Genomic DNA, 20339 nt, shown 5'->3' on the forward strand with positions numbered 1-20339 from the left:
GTGAGGGGATCGGGCCTCGACCAGCGTGACACGCCCGGACATAATGCGCATTTCGCACAGTTACGATCGGTGACGCACCGTGTCCCCGGCCAGGTCGGCCACCGTGTCACCCCCCGTGCCGCGCCCACTCTCGTCGGCCGCACCACCGGCCCCGACGAGCCCCGTCCCCACGCTCCCGAGCCGCGGCGCGAACCGCCGCATCTCCCGCTGCCCGACCGTCCCGATGAGCGCCGGAAGACACCCGCGCACCCCCTGCATCCCCCGCAGCCACCACTGCCCGTAGACGTGGCTTGAGCGCCGTTCGATGCCGGCCACGATCCGGTCGACGGCCGGTCCCAGCGGGTACGTCCTGTTGGCGGGCCACGGCAGCCGCTGCCTCAACTCCCGCATGACGTCGTCCTGATCGGCCCCGCGCACCATGTCGGTGTCGGTCCACGACAGGTACCCGACCCCGACCCGTACGCCCTTGTACCCGACCTCGGCCCGCAGGCTGTGCGCGTACGCCTCGACGCCCGACTTGGACGCGCAGTACGCGCTCATCATCGGCGCGGGCGTGATCGCGGCGAGCGAGGCGATCTGCAGCAGGTACCCGCGGCTCTCCATGAGCGCGGGCAGGAAGGCGCGGGCGGTGACCGCCGATCCGATGAGGTTGACCTCGACGACCCGCCGCCACGCGACCGGGTCGGAGTCGACGAACGGCCCGCCGTTGGCGACGCCCGCGTTGGCGACGACGATGTCGACCTTCCCGAATCGCTCCTTGACTTCCCGCGCGACCTGCGCCATGGCCTCGTGGTCGGTGACGTCGGCGTGCCAGTGCCCGCTCTCGCCGTGCAGCCGTTCGGCGACGCGCTTCAGCTCCACCGGTTCGAGACCGACGAGCGCGACGACGGCGCCGCGGGCGGAGAGCTTGCGGGCGAGGAGTTCCCCGACGCCCCGTGCGGCCCCCGTGACGACGGCCACCTGTCCTTCCAGACCGACCCTGCTCATGCGCCCTCCTTGATCACTGCGTACGTGGCGACGAGGTCCCGTATCCGGGCGGTGACCAGGTCGGGTGCCTCGATCGGGGTCATGTGCCCGATCCCGGGAAGCTCGGTGGAGCCGACGCAGTTCGGCAGCGCGGCGACCAGCGAGCGTGCGTGCACGGCGGGTGTCAGCCGGTCGGCGGTTCCGACCACCACCGCGGTCGGCACGTGCAGCTCCCGTACGGCGTGGTCGAGATCGAGCAGGTCGAGCACCTTCGACCAGGAGTGCCGCACCTGCCGGGGGCACGCGTGCACGATCCGCGCGCACGCCTCGACCATCGCCGGCGCCGCACCGGAGCCCATGGTCCCGTAGCGGAGGATCCGGCGGGCGAGCGGAGTGACGGGGCCGAGCGGCGCCCGCGATCCGAGGACCTTCTTGGTGAGCCAGGTCCGTGCCCGTCCGGCCCGCATCGGCAGCACCAGCGACTCGTCGACCAGCCGCGAACTGCCCGTGCTGCACAGCAGTACGGCGGCGGCGTGCTCCCGGAAACCGGCCCGCCCCGACGCGGCCATCAGCGTCATCCCGCCCATCGAGTGCCCGACGAGGACCGCCTTCTCGCCAGGTGCGAGGGTGGCCGCGAGCACCGCCTCCAGGTCGTCGGCGAGCGCGTCCGTGCTGCACGCGGGGCTCGCGGGACTGCGTCCGTGCCCCCGCTGGTCGTACACGACGACCCGGTGGCCGGCGGCCAGGTCCCGTATCTGCGCGGCCCAGAAGGCGGTCGAGCAGGTCCATCCGTGCGCGAGCACCACCGCGGGGGCGGCGGGGTCGTCCACGGCTCCGTGCACCTCGACGTGCAGCCGTGCCCCGTCGGCCGAGACCGCCGTCAGTTCGCGCGCGGCGGCGGGCGGCGCGTAGGGGCCGGCGGCTTCCCGCGTCAGCCGGCTCATGCGTCCGCCTCGGCCTTCTTCTCCGTACGGCCGGCGGCGCGCGCGGCCGGCACGGCGGTGGCCGGCCGGGGTTCCGGTGCCGTGCCCGGCGGCCGGACCAGGTCGTACTCCGCCAGGTCGACGCGCCGGGTGGCGCCGCGGAACTCCGTGGTCGTACCCGGCCAGACAGTCGTGTTGACGCCGTTCTCGTCGAGGTACCAGCTGGTGCAGCCGCCGGTGGACCAGACCGTGCGCTTCATGCGCTCCTGGACGCGGTGGTTCCAGGCGTCGACCGCGCCGGGCCGCGCGTCGAGGGCGGCCCGGCCGCCGAGCACGTCCAACTGCCGTACGTAGTCGGCCATGTAGTTCAGCTGGGACTCGATCATCAGGATCATGCTGGAGTTGCCGAGGCCCGTGTTGGGGCCGATGATCGTCATCCAGTTGGGGAACCCGGCGGCGGTCGCGCCGCGCAGCGCCCGCATGCCGGACGACCACGTCTCGGCGAGCGTCCTGCCCCCGGCGCCGACGACCCGCTCGGCGATGGGCATGTCGGTGACGTGGAAGCCCGTACCGAAGACGATCGCGTCGACCTCGGCCTCGCTGCCGTCGGCGGCGACGACGGTGGAGCCGCGGACCTCGCGGAGCCCGCTCGCGACCACGTCCACGTTGGGCTTCGCGAGGGCCGGGTAGTACGTGCTGGACAGCAGGATGCGCTTGCAGCCGATGCGGTAGTCCGGAGTCAGCCTGGCCCGCAGGGCCGGGTCCTTGATGGCACGGAACATGTTCCGCTTCGCCAGCTGCTCGACCACGCCCAGCGCGTCGGGGTACTTCGTGAACGCCTGGACCTGCAGCTCCCGGATGCCCCACAGGACTCCGCGCCGGAGCTTGGTGGTGGCGGGGAGCGATCGGTGCAGCAGCCGCTCGGCGCCGCCGACGGACCGGTCCATGCGCGGCATCACCCAGGGCGGGGTGCGCTGGAAGAGGGTGAGTTTCGCGACCTCCGGCTGGATCGCCGGCACGATCTGGATGGCCGAGGCCCCGGTGCCGATCATCGCGACCCGCTTGCCGCGCAGGTCGTAGTCGTGGTCCCAGCGCGCCGAGTGGAAGACCTTGCCGGGGAAGGTGTCGAGCCCGGGGACGTCCGGCACCTTCGGGTCGGAGAGCGGCCCGGTGGCGGACACGACGATGTCGGCGGAGAGGGTTCCGCTGCTCGTCTCGATCACCCACCGCAGCTGCTCGCCGTCCCAGGTCATCAGCTTGACCTCGGAGTTCAGGCGCAGGTGCGGCCGCAGTCCGAAGGTGTCGGTGACGTGTTCCAGGTAGGCCCGGATGTGTCCCTGCCCGGAGAAGGTGCGCGGCCAGTCGGGGTTGGGCGCGAACGAGAAGGAGTAGAGGTGCGAGGGCACGTCACAGGCACAGCCGGGATAGCTGTTGTCGCGCCAGGTCCCGCCCACAGTGCCGGCCCGTTCCAGGACGACGAAGTCGGTGACGCCCTCGCGGCGCAACCGCACGGCGGCGCCGAGCCCCCCGAAACCGGAGCCGATCACCGCCACCCGTACATGTTCGTGCTCGGTCATCCCGATGCCTCCATGCCGCCTACGACCGCGCCAGTGAACACTGGCGCAATGGGGAGACTAGAGCAGCTCCGTACTGATGGGTAGGGGTTGCACGCAGGAAAGTTACCGACGGTACGTCGTAGGGTGCCGGTGTGGCGGACAAGCGGGAGTACCGAATGGAGGAGCTGGCCGGGGAGGCCGGCATCACCGTGCGCACCCTGCGCTTCTACCGGGAGCGGAAGCTGCTCCCGCCGCCGCGCCGCGAGGGCCGGATCGCCTGGTACGACGAGGACCACCTCGCCCGCCTGCGCACGATCGCCGCCCTCCTGGAGCGCGGCCACACGCTCAACGGCATCGCGGAACTGGCCGAGGCTTTCGACCACGGCCGTGACGTGGGCGAGCTGCTGGGCCTCGGCGTACCCACCGAGGAGACCCCGGTCCGCCTCTCCCCCGAGGAACTGGCCGACGTCTTCGCGGGCCAGGACACCCCGGAGAACCTCGCCGCGTCCCTGGACCTCGGCTATCTCGCCACCGACGGCACGGACATCGTCCACATCAGCCGCCGGCTCCTGGAGACCTCGGCGGCCCTGGTCCGCGAGGGCATCCCGCTGGCGGACATCCTCGCCGCCGCCCGCCGCGTACGTGAACACGCCGACGCCCTGGCCGAGTTGTTCACCGATCTCGTCCTCACCCCGGACCGCGGCCCGGAGGACCTCCGGCGTCTGCGTCCCCTGGCGAAGAGCGTGGTGGAGGCGGAACTGTCGATGGCTCTGGACCGACGCCTGCAGAAGCGGCCGTAGACAATCGTCACCGGCCGTGGCCTACGAGCGGTCACCGGCGTAGACCACGGGTCACGATCCGCGGACCACGGTCACCGCTCGTAGACCACGGTCACCGGCGCATGGTCGGACCAGCGCTCCCCATGGGTCGCCGCCCGCTCCACGTACGCCTTGACGGCCCCGGCGGCGAGTCCCGGCGTGGACATCTGGTAGTCGATCCGCCAGCCCGAATCGTTGTCGAAGGCCCGCCCCCGATAGGACCACCACGAGTACGGCCCCGCGACGTCCGGGTGCAGCGCGCGGACCACGTCCACGTATCCGCCGTCCGCCGCGTCGAGGACCTGCCCCAGCCAGGCCCGCTCCTCCGGGAGGAAGCCGGAGCTCTTCTGGTTGGCCCGCCAGTTCTTCAGGTCGGCCGGCTGGTGGGCGATGTTCCAGTCGCCGCACACCACGACCTCGCGCCCGTCGGCGGCGGCCCGCTCGCGCAGCCCCTTCAGATAGGGGAGGAACTCGGCCATGAAGCGGACCTTCTCGTCCTGCCGCTCGGTCCCGACCTCACCGGAGGGCAGGTACAGACTGGCGACGGTGACGCCGGGCAGGTCGGCCTCGGCATAGCGTCCGCTGCCGTCGAACTCCGCGGAGCCGAAACCGACCTGGACACGGTCGGGCTCGCGGCGCGTGTAGAGGGAGACGCCGGCCCGCCCCTTCGCGGCGGCGGGCGCGTGCAGGACGTGCCACCCCTCCGGCTGCCGTACGCCCTCCGGGAGCTGCTGGGGCTCGGCCCGTACCTCCTGGAGGCACAGCACGTCGGCGGAGGTTCCCGCCAGCCACTCCACGAAGCCCTTCTTGGCGGCGGCGCGGAGCCCGTTCACGTTCACAGAGGTCACAGTCAGCACCCGGGCACGATACCGGCACACTGGAGAGGCACACCGCGCCCCACCCTCTCCCGCCCGAACGACAGAAATACGATGCTCAGCGTGGATATACGTCCGGTCGCCTTCGACCACCCCGACGCCGTCAAGCTCAACGACCAGGTGCAGGCCGAGTACGCCGTGCGCTACGGGGACGAGGGCGATGTCACCCCGCTCGACCCCTCGATGTTCAGGCCGCCGGCCGGCCTCTACCTGATCGCGTACGACACCCTGGACCGGCCCGTGGCCACCGGCGGCTGGCGCACCCAGGACGAGAACGACGAGGGCTACTCGGACGGCGACGCGGAACTGAAGCGCATGTACGTGGTCGAGGAGGCCCGCGGCAACGGCCTCGCCCGCCGCATCCTGGCCGCCCTGGAGGCCGACGCCCGCGCGGCCGGCCGCACCCGCATGGTCCTGGAGACCGGCAACAAGCAACCCGAGGCCATCGCCCTGTACGCGTCCAGCGGTTACGAGCCCTGCGTCAAGTTCGGCCACTACCGCTTCCACGAGGACAGCCGCTGCTACGCGAAGCCGCTGTGAGGACACCGGTCCGGCACGGACGCGACCACTGACCCACCCACACCGAAGAACCCCTGCCGGGTCTCCCCGGCAGGGGTTCTGAGCTGCGGTGGACCTGTGGGGATTTGAACCCCAGACCCCCTCGATGCGAACGAGGTGCGCTACCAGACTGCGCCACAGGCCCTTGCAACGAGTGAAACTCTAGCATCCCGGCCGGGGTGCTCGGTAATCCGTTCCCGGGGGCTCTCCCGCTGGTCAGGGGCAGGGCTTCCGGTGTGCTGCTGAGGTGTCGTCACTCGTTGGCGGCGCGCGGCCGGTCGCCGTCCTCGTACTGGTCGAAGAGGGGCGTGCGGCCCCGTTCGCGGGCGCGGCGGGCCGCGGCCGCTCGCCGGGCGTCCGCGGCGCCGTCCGGGCTGTCGTCGCCGTCGGGCTCGCCCAGCTCCTCCCCCGCCTCGAACGTCTCGTGCGCCTCGGCCGCCCCGCCCGTCGTCTCCGCGTTCGGCTCGATCGTGCTGGACCTGGCCGAGCTCCACGCGTCGGGTGCGCCCAGGTCGACGCCGGACGTGGCACGCGGGGCGACCGGCGCCGTCACGTACGTCGGCAGGGGGACCGGGACGGGGTCCCAGCTCTCGCCCCGGGCGGGCCCGTTCCGGCGTTCGCGCTGCTGGTCGACCCACTCCGCGTGGTCGGTCTGCTCGACGAGGGCACGCCGGTCGGCGGCGAGCGCGGACATACCGGGGTCGGTGTCCGGCTCGGGCCCGTCCTCCGGCTCGTCGGCCGTGCCCGGCTCGCCCGGGGGCCGCCGGCGCGGCTGCCGCTCCCGCAGCCGCTGCGCCGCCGCCTCGGCCCGCCTGCGGTCCATCACGTACGTGAAGCGCCGCCGCTCCTGGGAGCGCAGGTACGCGATGTAGGTGCTCAACAGCACGGCGGGCACCCCGGGCGCCCACAGGAACGCGAGTCCGCCGACGGCTGCCACGATCGTCCCGAGCGTGAAGGCGAAGAAGAGGACGACGGTCGTACGCCGCCGGCGCGCGAGCACCTTCGAGCGCCGGGCGCGGGCTGCGGCCTCCGCCGCGGCGGCCCGCCGCGCGCGGGACGACGCGGGTGCCTCGTCCGACGAGGCCGGGGCCGAACCCGACGAGGACGTGCCGCCCTGCTCCGCCTGCTGCGGTACGGGCCGGCCGCGGCCCGCACGGCGCTGCTTCGGCGCCGGATGGGCCGCGCCGTGGGAGCCCGATTGGGGGGACCCGGATTGCGGGGAGCCGGACCGCTCCGCCGCGTGGGTCTGCCGCGACGGATGGCGCGCCTCGCGTTCGGGCGCCTGCTCGGCCGCCTGTCTGGAAGCCGGCGGCGCCTGCCGCTCGGACCGGGCGCCGTCCCGCGCGTCCCGGTCGTCACGGGAATCCCGCGCCTCCCGGGCATCGCGGGCGTCACGCCCGCCGCGGGGCTCACGTCCGCCGCGGGCGTCACGCGCCTCGTCGACGTTCGCCCGTACTTCCCGGCGGGTCGGAGGCATGGCGAAGGCCCGGACGTCCACCGAGTCGGTGACGCCTTCCGGGTCGGCGCGGTACTCCCCCTCTTCGGCGGAGCGCGCTTGCAGGTCCTTGGCGTATCGGCGCTCCATGCCCGCCCGTCCGGACAGAAGCCGGATGGCGGTGCTGAAGCGTTCCGTCGGACGGGCCTCGTTCAGCTCGTCCTGCCTACGGAGCCACATCGGCACCAAGTAGGCGGCCCAGGCCCCGACAATGACTGCGTAGATGAGGCCGCTGCTGCTCACGCCTCACACGGTAGAGGGGTTTCCATGAGGCCATCTGCCAATTGAGCCGGTGTGTCGCACGATCTGGCTGATATTTCGAGCTTTTTTTGTGACCGATGCGATCAGCAGGCCGCCGAGACCGCGAAATTAATGCCCGAGGATGGTCGATCGCCGATCACTTTCGAACACCTATTTCATTTACGCGGTGTTCCGGGGCGTGTCCCTTGGTGAGTTTTCGGACGCGTTCCTCGAGCGTGTCCGACGCCATCGGGTCAGCAGTCCTTCGGGGATCTCCTCGGCCGTGAGCGCGAAGACGAGGTGGTCGCGCCAGGCGCCGTCGATGTGGAGATATCGCGGACGCATGCCCTCGTCCCGGAATCCGAGTTTCTCGACGACCCGCCGGCTCGGCCCGTTCTCGGGCCGAATGCAGACCTCGATGCGGTGCAGACCAACGGTGCGGAAGCAGTGGTCCGAGGCGAGTGCCACGGCGGTCGGCATCACTCCGCGTCCCGCCACCGCCTCGTCCACCCAGTAGCCGATATGACCCGAACACATGGAGCCCCAGGTGATTCCCGCGACCGTCAGCTGTCCGACGAGACGCCCCTGGTACTCGATGACGAACGGCAGCATCCGCCCCGAGTTCGCCTCGGTGCGCAGATGCCGGACCATCTGCCGGTACGTCGGCCGGTGGGCGATCGGCCCGCTGGGCGTGGGCGGCGGGATGGTCGCCTCCCAGGGGCGCAGCCAGTCCCGGTTGCGCCGGTTGACGTCACGCCAGGCCCGCTGGTCGCGCAGCTTTATGGGCCTGAGGACCACATCGCCGTCCACCAGCTCGACCGGCCAGGATGGGCTGTTCAGCTCGCACCCCCGCTGCCGCCGGTTCTGGTGTGGTCGCCGCCGCGGAGCTGGTCGACGGCGTGCGTCAGGAGCGGTTCGAGGACGGCCAGGCCGTCCCTGACCCCTCCGGTGGAGCCCGGCAGGTTCACGATCAGTGTCCCTTCCGCGACGCCGGCGAGGCCACGGGAGAGCGCCGCCGTCGGTACCTTCTCCCGTCCGAACGCCCTGATGGCCTCGGCGATGCCCGGCACCTCGTGATCGATGACCTTCCGCGTGGCCTCCGGGGTGCGGTCGGTGGGCGAGATGCCCGTGCCGCCGGTGGTCACGACGACGTCGTACCCAGCCCGGGCGCCCGCGCGCAGTGCGTTCTCCACGGGGTCACCGTCGGGGACCACCCAGGGGCCGTCGACGGCGAAGCCGAGTCTTGCGAGCCCTTCGGCGATCAGGGGGCCGCCCCGGTCCTCGTAGACGCCCGCCGCGGCGCGGTTGGAGGCCGTCACCACGAGCGCGCTGTACGGGGCGGTCAGCGCGCCGCCGACCGACTCCGGCAGCGGAATCGGCTCCGGCGGCGCGGCCGGGTCCGGTGGCGGGGTCGACTCCGACGACGGGGTCGGCTCCGGCGGCCCGGCCGGTACCGGTGGCGAGGTCGGGTCCGGTGGCGAGGTCGGTTCCGGTGATGAGGTTGTCATGTCCGGCTCCAGTCGCCCGACTTGCCGCCCGTCTTCTCCTCCACGCGCACGTCCGTGATGACCGCCCCCTTGTCGACCGCCTTGACCATGTCGATCACGGTGAGAGCGGCCACGCTGACCGCGGTCAGGGCCTCCATCTCGACGCCCGTGCGGTCGGTGGTCCGCACGGTGGCCAGGATCTCCACCGCGTCGTCCGCGACCGACAGGTCGAGCTTGACACCCGACACCGACAACGGGTGGCAGAGCGGGATGAGATCCGGTGTGCGCTTGGCGCCCATGATGCCCGCGATGCGCGCGGTGGCGAGGGCGTCGCCCTTGGGCACTCCCTCGCCGCGCAGCAGTTCGATCACACGGGGCGAGACGAGGACGCGGCCGCTCGCGCGGGCGGTACGGGCCGTCACGTCCTTCTCGGACACGTCGACCATGCGGGCGGCACCCGCCTCGTCGATGTGGGTCAGTCTGTCCTGCGTACTCATGCCGTACTCATGCTGTGGCGGCGCTCCCGGTCGTGCCTGTCGTGCGCGACACGGTACCCCCAACCGGGCGCTACCGGCCGAGGAGGACCACGTCGACCTCGGTGCCGGGCTCCACGGACTCGACGGACTCCGGGACCACGATCAGCGCGTCGGCGTGCGCGAGGGCCGCGATCAGGTGAGATCCGGCGCCTCCCACGGGGGTCACCTCCCCCTCCGTGTACCGGCCGCGCAGGAATTGACGGCGTCCGGCGGGCGAGGTCAGCGCCTTCTCCGTACGGAGGGTCGCCCTGACGGTGGGCCGGTGGACGTCCGCCACGCCCATCAGGGTGCGGATCGCGGGGCGCACGAACAGCTCGAAGGACACGTACGACGAGACGGGGTTGCCCGGGAGGGCGAGCAGCGGGGTGTGGTCGGGGCCGATGGAGCCGAAGCCCTGGGGCTTGCCGGGCTGCATGGCGAGCTTGCGGAACTCGATGCCGCCGCCCGCCTCGTCCTCGTCGCCGACCGAGGAGAGCGCCTCCTTGACCACGTCGTACGCGCCGACGCTGACGCCGCCGGTGGTGACGAGGAGGTCGGCGCGGATGAGCTGGTCCTCGATGGTTGCGCGGAGTGTCTCGGCGTCGTCGGCGACCGCGCCCACCCGGTAGGCGATCGCTCCGGCGTCCCGGGCGGCGGCGCACAGCGCGAAGCTGTTGGAGTCGTAGATCTGGCCGGTCTCCAACGTGCCGTCGGGCTGGACGAGTTCGCTGCCGGTGGACATGACCACCACGCGCGGGCGCGGCCGTACGCGGACGGTCCCGCGGCCGATCGCGGCGAGCAGGCCGATCTGCGGGGGGCCGAGGACGGTGCCCGCGGACAGGGCGCGGTCGCCGGCCTGCACGTCGCTGCCCTTCGCGCGCACATGCGCGCGTGCCTGCGCCGGGCGGTGGACGTGCACCTGTCCCGTGGCTCCCTCGGGGGACGCGCTGCGGGCCCGCATCCCGGTGACGGGGCCCTCCCCGAGCCCGCCGTCGGTCCACTCCACGGGGACGACGGCCTCGGCGCCGGACGGCAGCGGGGCGCCCGTCATGATGCGGGCGGCCTGGCCGGGGCCCACGTGGAGCGACTCGGCCTGGCCCGCCGCCACGTCACCGACGACCGTGAGGACCGCGGGGTACTCCTCGCTCGCGCCCGCCACGTCCGCGACCCGGACCGCGTACCCGTCCATCGAGCTGTTGTCGAACGGCGGCAGGGACATCGGCACCGTGACGTCCTCGACCAGGACGCAGCCCTGGGCGTCGAGGAGTTGCAACTCGATGGGGTCGAGGGGGCGCACGGTCGCGAGGATGTCCTCGAGGTGCTCGGACACCGACCAGAGGTGGTCCTGGCCGGTGACACGGGTCGCGGCGCTGCTCAAGTGCTACATCTCCTCGGTGACGTAACTGCGAAGCCAGGTCCGGAAGTCCGGGCCCAGGTCTTCACGTTCGCACGCGAGTCGGACAATGGCACGCAGGTAGTCCCCGCGGTCGCCGGTGTCATAGCGGCGGCCGGTGAAGACGACGCCGTGCACCGGACCGCCGACCTTCTCGTCGTCCGCGAGCTGCTGGAGGGCGTCGGTGAGCTGGATCTCGCCGCCGCGGCCGGGCTCGGTCTCACGGAGTATGTCGAAGACGTGCGGGTCGAGGACGTAGCGCCCGATGATCGCGTAGTTGCTGGGGGCGTCCGCCGGGTCGGGCTTCTCGACGAGGCCGGTCACCTTGACGACGTCGCCGTCCTCGGTGGCCTCGACGGCCGCGCACCCGTAGAGGTGGATCTGCTCGGGCGCGACCTCCATGAGCGCGATGACGCTGCCGCCGTGCTGCTCCTGGACGTCGACCATGCGCTTGAGGAGCGGGTCGCGCGGGTCGATCAGGTCGTCGCCGAGGAGCACCGCGAAGGGCTCGTGACCGACGTGCGGTGCGGCGCACAGCACGGCGTGGCCGAGGCCCTTGGGGTCGCCCTGGCGGACGTAGTGCATGGTGGCGAGGTCGCTTGACTCCTGCACCTTGGCGAGCCGTCCGGCGTCGCCCTTCTTCTGAAGGGCCGATTCCAGCTCGTAGTTGCGGTCGAAGTGGTCCTCGAGCGGGCGCTTGTTGCGGCCCGTGATCATGAGGACGTCGTCGAGGCCCGCGGACGCGGCCTCCTCGACCACGTACTGGATCGCGGGCTTGTCCACGACCGGCAGCATCTCTTTGGGAGTGGCCTTGGTGGCCGGCAGGAACCGGGTGCCGAGACCTGCTGCGGGGATGACAGCCTTGCTGATCCTTGGGTGCGACTGAGTCATGCCCGACACCATATCCGGTGCCTTTGTAGTGAATCTGTGGCTCCGGTTAATTCGCTCTCATATGAGCGCATTATGAAGGGTACGGAACAATCCTATGAGTCACCTGGGACCCGAAGAGGAGTCTCGCAAGCGATCGTTGCGGCGAGAGCTCCTGGAGGTGAGGAGCGGGTTGACGGCGGATGACGTGCGGGAAACGGGGACCTTGCTCGCCGCCCACGCCCTGGAGCTGCCCGAACTGGCGCACGCGCGCACGGTGGCGGCGTATGTCTCCGTCGGGAGTGAACCGGGTACGCGCGCGCTCCTCGACACGCTGCACACGCGGGGCGTGCGCGTCCTGCTCCCGGCGCTCCTCGCTGACAACGACCTCGACTGGGGCACGTACGACGGCCAGGACTCGCTGGTGCGCGTCCGGCACGGGGGCAGGACGGCCCTCCTGGAGCCCGCGGGCGGCCACCTGGGCCCGGAGGCCGTGCTGACGGCCGACGCCGTGCTGCTGCCGGGCCTGGCCGTGGACGGGCGCGGGATGCGGCTCGGCCGCGGCGGCGGATCGTACGACCGGGTGCTCGCCCGCCTGGAGCGGGCGGGCGCGGACCCGGCCCTGGTGGTGCTGCTGTACGACTCCGAGGTGGTCGACCGCGTCCCCGCGGAGCCGCACGACCGGCCGGTGCACGCGGCGGTGACCCCTTCGGGGGTACGCCGCTTCGGCCGGCCCTCTCCGGCCTCCGTGTAGGCGCTGCCCGGTCTTCTCCGTGGGCAGCCGGTACGCGGAACGGCCCTCCACGCGCGCGTGGAGGGCCGTTGTCCGTTGTCGCCCGTCGCCCGGGCGGGCGTGGCCGTCGGCTGCTATCGGGGCTTGAGCACCAGCGTGTCCGACGTGGCCTTGTCGACCGCCCGGTCCGAGGAGACCCACGGCAGCAGTTCGCCCTTGACCCACTTGCTCGTCTGGTCGATGTAGTGGGCGCTGTACGCGTGGCCGGAGGCCCCGGTGAGGTTGATCCACTTCGACTTGTCGAAGTCGTCGAGGTTCACCACCATGCGCATCGACGGCACCCAGACCACGGAGTAGCCGCCCGCCGCGTTCCAGCCGGTGGCGTTCACCGCCGCCTCGCCGCCGCCCAGGTTGTACGGGCCGCGGTTGAGCATGTACTGCAGGAAGCCGGGGCCCTGGGTGCCGAGGGTCTGGTTCTTCAGGTACAGCCGGTGCAGCCGGCCCCAGCTCCAGGTGTCGAGGTCCTTGCCGAGCTTGGCGGTCAGCTCCCAGCGGGCGTCCGCGAGGGCCCGTCCGAAGAGCTCGTCACGGGTGTCGACCGGGTTGTCGGGGTCGTCGGCGCGCGTCCTGGGCGTGGACCACCAGTCGTTGTCCTCGTCGTCGAGGATCTTGCGGACCACCTCGAACCAGCGGTCACCGCCGTCCGGCTGCGCGCTGTCGGCGTCACGCTGGCCGCACTCGCGCACCTTGTCGTCCTCGCCGTCGACGGGTCCGGTGGAGTCGGCCGGTTCGACGTACAGGCACTGGCCCTTGACCCGCAGTTCCTTCGGGAGCTTGTTGCCGAAGGTGAGCTTGAGGATGTTGCGCCAGGTCGCGTTGAAGTACGCGGCCGCGGCCGAGTCGGCGTCCTGGGTGTAGTTCCAGCCCTCCAGGAGCTTCTGCGCCTCGCGGACGTCCTTGTCGGCCACGTCGATCTTCAGCAGCTTGGGCACCAGCAGCTTAGCGATCTCGCTGCTGTTGTCGAGCTGCATCTGACGCATGTCGTCCGTCGAGATCTTGCCGCCGTTCTTCGTCTTCGACTCGATGAGGTCGGCGATCCGCTGGCTGCGGGTGCCGTAGCCCCAGTCCGTGGTGAGCGTGTACGGGTAGTCGTCCTTGTCGATCACGGCCTGGTTGGCGGTCACGATGTAACCGCGCTCCGGGTTGTACTCGTACGGGAGCTCGTCCTGGTCGATGTAGCCGTTCCAGCGGTACTCGGAGTCCCAGCCGGGCGACGGGAGCGAGCCGTCGCCCTTGCCGCGGGTCGGGATCCGGCCCGGCAGCTGGTAGCCGATGTTGCCCTCCCGGTCCGCGTAGACGAGGTTCTGCGAGGGCACGTCGAAGAGGGTGGCGGCCTTGCGGAAGCCCGTCCAGTCGGTGGCCCTGTTCATCGCGAAGACGGCGTCCATGGAGGTGCCCGGGTCCAGCGCGGTCCAGCGCAGCGCGATGCCGTAGCCGTCGCCGCGGTCGGGGGCCGCGCTGTCGACGCCGGCCTTCTTGCCGACCTTCACGAGTTCGTCGTTGCGGTCGGAGAGCAGCGGTCCGTTGTTGGTCTCCCGGACGACGATGGTCTTGCTCGCACCGCCCGCGACGTCGATCTTCTCCTTGCGGGTGGTGAAGGGCAGCACCTTGTCGTCGTACTCGTAGCCGTCCCCGGTGAGCTTCTCCAGGTACAGGTCGGTGACGTCGGCACCGGAGTTGGTCATGCCCCAGGAGATCTCCTGGTTGTGACCGATGATCACACCGGGCATGCCGGCGAAGGTGTATCCCGAGACGTCGTAACGGCACTTGTCGGAGACGCTCTTGCAGTGCAGGCCCATCTGGTACCAGACGGACGGGAGCGAGGCCGACAGGTGCGGGTCGTTGGCCAGCAGTGGCTTGCCGCTGATGGTGTGCTTGCCGCCGACGACCCAGGAGTTGGAGCCGATGCCGTTGCCGTTCACGCCGACGGCCTCGGGGACGTCGTCCAGCACCCTGTAGAGGCCCGACAGCTGGCTCTCCAGCCCCGCGGGGGTCTCGGCGCCGCCCGCGATCCCGGAACCGGCCGAGGACTGCGTACCGGCGGTGCCTGCGCCTGTACCGGTGCCAGTGCCTGTGCCAGTACCGGCTCCTGCGCCCGTTCCCGTGCCGGTCCCGGTTCCGGTTCCGGTGTCGTCGCCCTGCGTGTACGTCTCGGTGAAGCTGTCGTACTGGCCCTCCCGCACGATCGGCTTGTTCCGGTCGTACGGGTACTCCGGGTACAGGTCCGCGATCTGCTTGGGGCCGAGACGGCTGGTCATCAGGGAGCGGTCGATCTCGTCCTGCATGTTGCCGCGCAGGTCCCAGGCCATCGCCTTGAGCCAGGCCACGGAGTCGACCGGGGTCCACTTCGCGGGCCGGTAGTCGTTGAGGAAGCCGAGAGCCGCGTACTCCAGGGAGAGGTCGGCGCCCTCCTTGCCCTTCAGGTAGGCGTTGACCCCCTTGGCGTACGCCTGGAGGTACTTCTTCGTCTCGGCGGAGAGCTCGGTCCTGTACTCGCGCTCCGCGACCCGTTGCCAGCCGAGCGTGCGCAGGAACTCGTCCTCGTCGACCTGGTCCTTGCCGAACATCTCGGAGAGCCGGCCGGCCGTCATGTGGCGGCGGACGTCCATCTCGTAGAACCGGTCCTGCGCCTGGACGTAGCCCTGCGCCATGAACAGGTCCTCGTCGGTCGAGGCGTAGATCTGGGGGATCCCGTAACCGTCGCGTTTGACGTCCACGGGGCCCGACAGACCGTCGAGGGTGATGGAACCCTTGGTCTGCGGGAAGGAGGCGCGCACGGTGCTGATGCTCCAGAACGCCCCGTAGGCGACGCCGCCGATGATGGCCAGAACCAGGATGATCAGGACCAGACGGGCTCTGCGCCCCTTCTTCCTGCCGGACTTGCCGGGCTTTTGACCGGAAGATGCGGTGGTGTTGGGGGGCATCGCTGTCCTTGCTGTCCTCACGCGAGCGGCAGACGGGCTTGTCCAATTGACTGAGCGCTGGAGCAACCATAGGCGCAGGGCCAACCCGGACTTGACGCGGAGTCGGGTACCCGGCCGGACGGAAGTTCGATCTTGCCCCGACGAACGTCAAGAAAGCGTCAAGAGTTAGGTAAGGTAACGAAGTAGTCGGGCCAGCGAAACAGTGGAAAACGGTCGCAGTCGAACCTGTACGGCGACCTGAGCGGCCGGACCGGCCCCGCGGCCCGGCAGGTACCGGTGATCCGGCCGGTCGAACGCATCCACCAGGAACGGCGAGAAGGGAACAGAGCCGCTGACTGTCCACCACCTCAACCAGCTCTTGCTCGTCTGCTCGCTCGTTCTGCTCGTCGCGGTGGCAGCGGTTCGGATCTCCTCGCGCAGCGGGCTCCCCAGCCTGCTCGTCTACCTGGGCATCGGCGTCGCCATGGGCCAGGACGGCATCGGCGACGTCCACTTCGACAACGCCGAACTGACCCAGGTCATCGGGTACGCGGCCCTCGTCGTGATCCTCGCCGAGGGCGGTCTGGGCACGAAGTGGAAAGAGATCAGGCCGGGACTGCCGGCCGCCTCCTCGCTGGCCGTCGTCGGCGTCTCGGTCAGCGTCGGCGTCACCGCGACCGCGGCCCACCACCTGATCGGACTGGAGTGGCGCCAGGCACTGATCATCGGCGCGGTGGTGTCCTCGACGGACGCGGCGGCGGTCTTCTCGGTGCTCAGGAAGGTGCCCCTCCCCTCGCGGGTGACGGGCATCCTGGAGGCAGAGTCGGGCTTCAACGACGCCCCGGTCGTCATCCTCGTCGTCGCGTTCTCCACGGCGGGGCCGGTCGACCACTGGTACCACCTGTTCGCCGAGATAGCACTGGAGCTGAGCATCGGGGCGGCCATCGGGCTCGCGGTGGGCTTCCTGGGGGCGTTCGGGCTGCGGCACGTGGCGCTTCCCGCCTCCGGCCTCTACCCGATCGCGGTGATGGCCATCGCGGTCACGGCGTACGCGGCCGGGGCGCTCGCCCACGGCAGCGGCTTCCTCGCCGTCTATCTGGCGGCGATGGTGCTGGGCAACGCGAAGCTGCCGCACTGGCCCGCCACCCGCGGCTTCGCCGACGGGCTCGGCTGGATCGCCCAGATCGGCATGTTCGTGCTGCTCGGGCTGCTGGTCACCCCGCACGAGATGGGCGACGACATCTGGCCGGCGCTCGTCATCGGCCTGGTGCTCACCATGGTGGCGCGACCGCTGAGCGTCGTGGTCGCCCTGCTGCCGTTCCGGATGCCCTGGCAGGAGCAGGCCCTGATGTCCTGGGCCGGGCTGCGCGGCGCCGTGCCCATCATCCTGGCCACGATCCCGATGGTGAGCGGCATCGAGGAGAGCCGTCGGATCTTCAACATCGTCTTCGTCCTTGTCGTCGTCTACACGCTCGTCCAGGGCCCGACACTCCCCTGGCTGGCCCGCAGACTCGGCCTGGCGAACTCCTCGGAGACCGCGGACCTCGGGATCGAGTCGGCGCCGCTGGAGCGGCTGCGCGGGCACCTGTTGTCCGTCGCGATCCCGGACGGGTCGAAGATGCACGGCGTCGAGGTCGCCGAGCTGCGGCTGCCGGCGGGCGCCGCGGTCACCCTGGTCGTACGCGGCGGCGAATCGTTCGTTCCGCTGCCCTCGACCGTGCTGCGGCGCGGCGACGAGCTGCTCGTCGTCGCGACGGACCCGGTCCGGGACGCCGCCGAACGACGACTGCGCGCGGTGGGCCAGGGCGGCAAGCTCGCGGGGTGGCTGGGGACGGGCGGGAACGGCACCGGAGGCTGAAGTCCCCGGGGCGGCGCGGGATGGGGCCGGGCGAGATGGGGCGGGGCGCCTGGTGGGGGTCCCGGCGCCAGAACGAAGGCGTCGAGCGGGAGGGTGCTGGTTTTCACAGGTGCGCCCTCCTCAACCCCTGTATCATCAAGGAACACCTGATCGAACCACCTCTGCCTGACGCAGTGCTGGCGCGACCGTATGGCGGCCGCGGCGCCCCTCTCAGTGGGCGGCCCGGTATCTACCGCAGTTCCGCGCAAGAGGACAGCTCTCGGCGCCCCGCGCCCCACGAACGGGGCCGCGCTACCAGGCGGCAGAAAGGCACGGCCGTGGCATCCACGGTCACCCAGGAGACCACCGGGAACCCGGTCTCCCCCCGCCCGGGCTACGGGCAGCTGCTGCGTACCCGCGGCGCCTGGACGTTCCTGCTCCCCGGCTTCGCCGCACGCCAGCCGTTCGCGATGCTGACCCTCTCCATCGTGCTGCTCGTTCAGCACACCACCGGCTCGTACGGGGCCGCCGGCGCCGTCGCCGCCGTGACCGGTGTCGCCATGGCGCTGTTCGCGCCCTACACCGGCCGCCTCGCCGACCGGCACGGCCAGCGGGCCGTCCTGCTGCCCGGTGTGGTCGTGCACGCGCTGGCGGGCCTCTCGCTGACCGCGCTGGCACTCGCGGACGCGCCCCTGTGGGCGCTGTTCGCGGCCGCCGTGCCGACCGGTGCCTCCGTGCCGCAGGTCGGACCCATGGTGCGGGCCCGCTGGGGCGTCAAGCTCCAGGGCTCACCGCTCATGACGACCGCGGCGGCCTTCGAGTCCGTAACGGACGAACTGACCTTCGTCCTCGGACCGCTCCTGGCGACCGCCCTGTGCACCGCCGTCGACCCGGCCGCGGGGCTGCTCACGGAAGCCGCGCTGACCCTGGTCGGCGGTCTGCTGTTCGCCGCCCAGCGCGGCACGCAGCCGGCCGTCGGGGCGGACGCCGGTACGGAAGCCGCCGCCGGCGGCGGGCACGCGCGCGTGAGGCACGCTTCCGCGCTGTCCATCCCCGGCGTACGCGTCCTGGTCGTGGCCTTCCTCGGTATCGGTGCCGTCTTCGGCGGCATGCAGGTCTCGCTCGCCGCGTTCAGCGAGTCCATCGGCGAACCCGGCCTCAACGGTGTCCTGTACGGGACGTTCGCCGCGGGCAACATGCTCTCCGGCGTCGTCTGCGGCGCGATCGCCTGGAAGGTGGCCCCGCGCCGCCGCCTCGTCATCGGGTACGCGGCCCTCGCGCTGACCGCCTCGGGACTGTGGGCGGCCCAGTCCGTGGTCGTCCTCGCAGGGCTCGGTCTCCTCGTCGGCGTGTGCATCGCGCCCGCCCTGATCACCGGCTACACGATCGTCGAGAGCCTGGTGCCGGCGGGCGCCCGCACGGAAGCCTTCACCTGGCTGACCGGTGCGGTCGCGCTGGGTCAGGCGGCGGCCGTGATGGTCGCCGGGCAACTGGAGGACCGCTTCTGGGACGGGGCCGGTTTCCTCGTGCCGATGGGCGGCACCCTGCTCGCCCTGGCGACCCTCGTCGCCCTGCGTTCGCGGCTGGCTCCACCGCCCGTGAGCCGGACCGTCGCACGTGGCGTGGGTCACCGCGTGCCGGTGGCAGTGGACTGATCCCGAGGAATACGTCACTATGGACCGTCGTTAGCACTCACTGAGTGAGAGTGCCAGGAGGAAGACAAGTGCCGACCTATCAGTACCAGTGCACCGAGTGCGGCGAGGGCCTCGAGGCGGTGCAGAAGTTCACCGACGACGCCCTGACCGAGTGCCCCAACTGCAGTGGCCGCCTGAAGAAGGTGTTCTCCGCCGTAGGCATCGTCTTCAAGGGCAGCGGTTTCTACCGCAACGACAGCCGCGGGTCGTCGTCGAGCAGCAGCCCCGCCTCGGCGTCGTCGAAGTCCTCGGGCTCGTCGTCCGACGCGAAGTCGTCCGGCTCGTCGGACTCCGCGTCGTCCGGTTCGTCGAGTTCGTCGGGTTCCTCCGACGCGAAGTCGTCGTCCTCGAGTTCGTCCTCCGGCAGCAACGCCGCCTGACGCCTTCTCGCGCCTCTCTCCTTACGGGACCCTGTCACCGCGGACATCGCGGACGGCGGGGTCCTCGGCGTTTTCCCGCCCGGTTAGGGTGCCGTCCATGGCGAACACGGAGAACGTCGAGATCGGCGTCATCGGCGGGTCGGGCTTCTACTCATTCCTCGACGACGTGACCGAGATCCAGGTGGACACCCCCTACGGGCCGCCCAGCGACTCCCTCTTCCTCGGCGAGGTCGCCGGGCGGCGGGTCGCCTTCCTCCCCCGCCACGGCCGCGGCCACCATCTGCCGCCGCACCGCATCAACTACCGGGCCAACCTGTGGGCGCTGCGGTCCGTCGGTGTGCGCCAGGTGCTCGGGCCGTGCGCGGTGGGCGGGCTCCGACCCGAGTACGGGCCCGGGACGCTGCTCGTGCCGGACCAGTTCGTGGACCGTACGCAGTCCCGGGCGCAGTCGTACTTCGACGGGATGCCGCTGCGCGACGGCAGCACGCCGAACGTGGTGCACGTGTCGCTGGCCGATCCCTACTGCCCCACCGGGCGCGAGGTCGCGCTCGCGGCGGCGCGGGGGCGGGACTGGGAGGCGGTGGACGGCGGGACGCTGGTCGTGATCGAGGGGCCGCGGTTCTCCACCCGTGCGGAGTCCCTCTGGTACCGGGCGCAGGGGTGGTCCGTGGTGGGCATGACCGGGCATCCCGAGGCGGCGCTCGCCCGTGAACTGGAGCTCTGCTACACGTCGATGACGCTGGTCACCGACCTCGACGCGGGGGCCGCCGCCGGCGAGGGCGTCTCCCACGAAGAGGTGCTGGAGGTGTTCGCGGCGAACGTGGGGCGGCTGCGCGGGGTGCTGTTCGACGCGGTGGCCGGGTTGCCGGAGGGTGGGGCGCGGAGCTGTCCGTGTGCCTCGGCGCTGGGCGGGATGGATACGGGGGTCGTGCTGCCGTAGGGGGTTCGGCGTGGGGTGGTGCTGCGGGGGTCTGGGCCGTGCGGTCTCGGCTGCCAGGAGGCCGGGGCGTGGGCCCCTGTCGGGTGACGGGGTTTTCCA

18 protein-coding genes and 1 tRNA gene are annotated in these 20339 nt (G+C 71.4%); 7 read left to right on the forward strand and 12 right to left on the reverse strand.

Annotated elements, in window-relative coordinates:
• Window positions 1-60 precede the first annotated feature (60 nt).
• The 3 genes from ACFYXC_RS11895 to ACFYXC_RS11905 are packed head-to-tail and all read right to left on the reverse strand — an operon-like array spanning window position 61 to window position 3466.
• Window positions 61-987 (reverse strand): SDR family oxidoreductase, encoded by a 927-nt coding sequence (locus tag ACFYXC_RS11895; RefSeq protein WP_389549743.1) that lies wholly within the window; start codon window positions 985-987, stop codon window positions 61-63.
• A complete protein-coding gene (locus ACFYXC_RS11900) occupies window positions 984-1910 on the reverse strand; it encodes an alpha/beta fold hydrolase (protein WP_389549746.1) in 927 nt (308 codons plus the stop codon). The genes ACFYXC_RS11895 and ACFYXC_RS11900 overlap by 4 nt, the downstream gene beginning before the upstream one ends.
• Entirely contained in the window at window positions 1907-3466 is a 1560-nt protein-coding gene (locus ACFYXC_RS11905) for a flavin-containing monooxygenase (protein WP_389549748.1), read from the reverse strand. The genes ACFYXC_RS11900 and ACFYXC_RS11905 overlap by 4 nt, the downstream gene beginning before the upstream one ends.
• A gap of 155 nt (window positions 3467-3621) precedes the next feature.
• Here ACFYXC_RS11905 and ACFYXC_RS11910 point away from each other — a divergent pair, with 155 nt between their 5' ends.
• Window positions 3622-4245 (forward strand): MerR family transcriptional regulator, encoded by a 624-nt coding sequence (locus tag ACFYXC_RS11910; protein ID WP_388919079.1) that lies wholly within the window; start codon window positions 3622-3624, stop codon window positions 4243-4245.
• A gap of 71 nt (window positions 4246-4316) precedes the next feature.
• Here ACFYXC_RS11910 and ACFYXC_RS11915 read toward each other — a convergent pair whose 3' ends face one another.
• Window positions 4317-5141: an exodeoxyribonuclease III gene (locus tag ACFYXC_RS11915; RefSeq protein WP_389549751.1), complete on the reverse strand. Its 825-nt coding sequence runs from the start codon at window positions 5139-5141 to the stop codon at window positions 4317-4319.
• A 51-nt stretch (window positions 5142-5192) separates the two neighbouring features.
• Here ACFYXC_RS11915 and ACFYXC_RS11920 point away from each other — a divergent pair, with 51 nt between their 5' ends.
• Entirely contained in the window at window positions 5193-5678 is a 486-nt protein-coding gene (locus ACFYXC_RS11920; protein ID WP_388918962.1) for a GNAT family N-acetyltransferase, read from the forward strand.
• A gap of 89 nt (window positions 5679-5767) precedes the next feature.
• Here ACFYXC_RS11920 and ACFYXC_RS11925 read toward each other — a convergent pair.
• From ACFYXC_RS11925 to galU, 7 genes are all read right to left on the reverse strand, one after another.
• Window positions 5768-5841, reverse strand: a tRNA-Ala gene (locus ACFYXC_RS11925).
• 108 nt (window positions 5842-5949) lie between these two features.
• Window positions 5950-7434 carry a gephyrin-like molybdotransferase receptor GlpR gene (gene glpR, locus ACFYXC_RS11930; protein WP_389549754.1) on the reverse strand — a complete coding sequence of 495 codons (1485 nt, stop codon included), beginning with the start codon at window positions 7432-7434 and terminating at the stop codon, window positions 5950-5952.
• A gap of 177 nt (window positions 7435-7611) precedes the next feature.
• Window positions 7612-8241: a GNAT family N-acetyltransferase gene (locus ACFYXC_RS11935; protein ID WP_388918968.1), complete on the reverse strand. Its 630-nt coding sequence runs from the start codon at window positions 8239-8241 to the stop codon at window positions 7612-7614.
• 26 nt (window positions 8242-8267) lie between these two features.
• A complete protein-coding gene (locus ACFYXC_RS11940; RefSeq protein ID WP_388919082.1) occupies window positions 8268-8807 on the reverse strand; it encodes a molybdenum cofactor biosynthesis protein B in 540 nt (179 codons plus the stop codon).
• 128 nt (window positions 8808-8935) lie between these two features.
• Window positions 8936-9415: a cyclic pyranopterin monophosphate synthase MoaC gene (moaC, locus tag ACFYXC_RS11945; RefSeq protein ID WP_361051903.1), complete on the reverse strand. Its 480-nt coding sequence runs from the start codon at window positions 9413-9415 to the stop codon at window positions 8936-8938.
• Window positions 9416-9485: 70 nt separating this feature from the next.
• Complete coding sequence (glp, locus tag ACFYXC_RS11950; RefSeq protein ID WP_389549758.1) at window positions 9486-10811, reverse strand: gephyrin-like molybdotransferase Glp; 1326 nt, start codon at window positions 10809-10811, stop codon at window positions 9486-9488.
• Between the two features lie 3 nt (window positions 10812-10814).
• Entirely contained in the window at window positions 10815-11717 is a 903-nt protein-coding gene (gene galU / locus ACFYXC_RS11955; RefSeq protein WP_388918976.1) for a UTP--glucose-1-phosphate uridylyltransferase GalU, read from the reverse strand.
• Window positions 11718-11811: 94 nt separating this feature from the next.
• Between galU and ACFYXC_RS11960 the strand changes: the two genes are divergently transcribed.
• On the forward strand, window positions 11812-12447 hold the full coding sequence (locus tag ACFYXC_RS11960; RefSeq protein WP_389549762.1) for a 5-formyltetrahydrofolate cyclo-ligase: 636 nt from the start codon (window positions 11812-11814) through the stop codon (window positions 12445-12447).
• A gap of 113 nt (window positions 12448-12560) precedes the next feature.
• Here the strand turns inward: ACFYXC_RS11960 and ACFYXC_RS11965 are convergent, their stop codons facing one another.
• A complete protein-coding gene (locus ACFYXC_RS11965) occupies window positions 12561-15410 on the reverse strand; it encodes a penicillin acylase family protein (RefSeq protein ID WP_389549764.1) in 2850 nt (949 codons plus the stop codon).
• Window positions 15411-15741: 331 nt separating this feature from the next.
• On the opposite strand from ACFYXC_RS11965, the gene ACFYXC_RS11970 reads away from it, so the two are divergent.
• The 4 genes from ACFYXC_RS11970 to ACFYXC_RS11985 all read left to right on the forward strand — a co-directional run bounded on the left by ACFYXC_RS11970 (window position 15742) and on the right by ACFYXC_RS11985 (window position 20240).
• The gene (locus tag ACFYXC_RS11970; protein ID WP_389550047.1) at window positions 15742-17247 is read left to right on the forward strand and encodes a potassium/proton antiporter; all 1506 of its coding nucleotides are present in this window, start codon (window positions 15742-15744) and stop codon (window positions 17245-17247) included.
• A gap of 317 nt (window positions 17248-17564) precedes the next feature.
• Window positions 17565-18881: an MFS transporter gene (locus ACFYXC_RS11975; RefSeq protein WP_389549767.1), complete on the forward strand. Its 1317-nt coding sequence runs from the start codon at window positions 17565-17567 to the stop codon at window positions 18879-18881.
• Window positions 18882-18949: 68 nt separating this feature from the next.
• Entirely contained in the window at window positions 18950-19300 is a 351-nt protein-coding gene (locus ACFYXC_RS11980; protein WP_389549770.1) for an FmdB family zinc ribbon protein, read from the forward strand.
• A 97-nt stretch (window positions 19301-19397) separates the two neighbouring features.
• Window positions 19398-20240 carry an S-methyl-5'-thioadenosine phosphorylase gene (locus ACFYXC_RS11985; protein ID WP_389549772.1) on the forward strand — a complete coding sequence of 281 codons (843 nt, stop codon included), beginning with the start codon at window positions 19398-19400 and terminating at the stop codon, window positions 20238-20240.
• Window positions 20241-20339: the final 99 nt, after the last annotated feature.

This window comes from Streptomyces sp. NPDC002701 (genome assembly GCF_042889045.1).
In the GTDB taxonomy this organism is placed as follows: domain Bacteria; phylum Actinomycetota; class Actinomycetes; order Streptomycetales; family Streptomycetaceae; genus Streptomyces.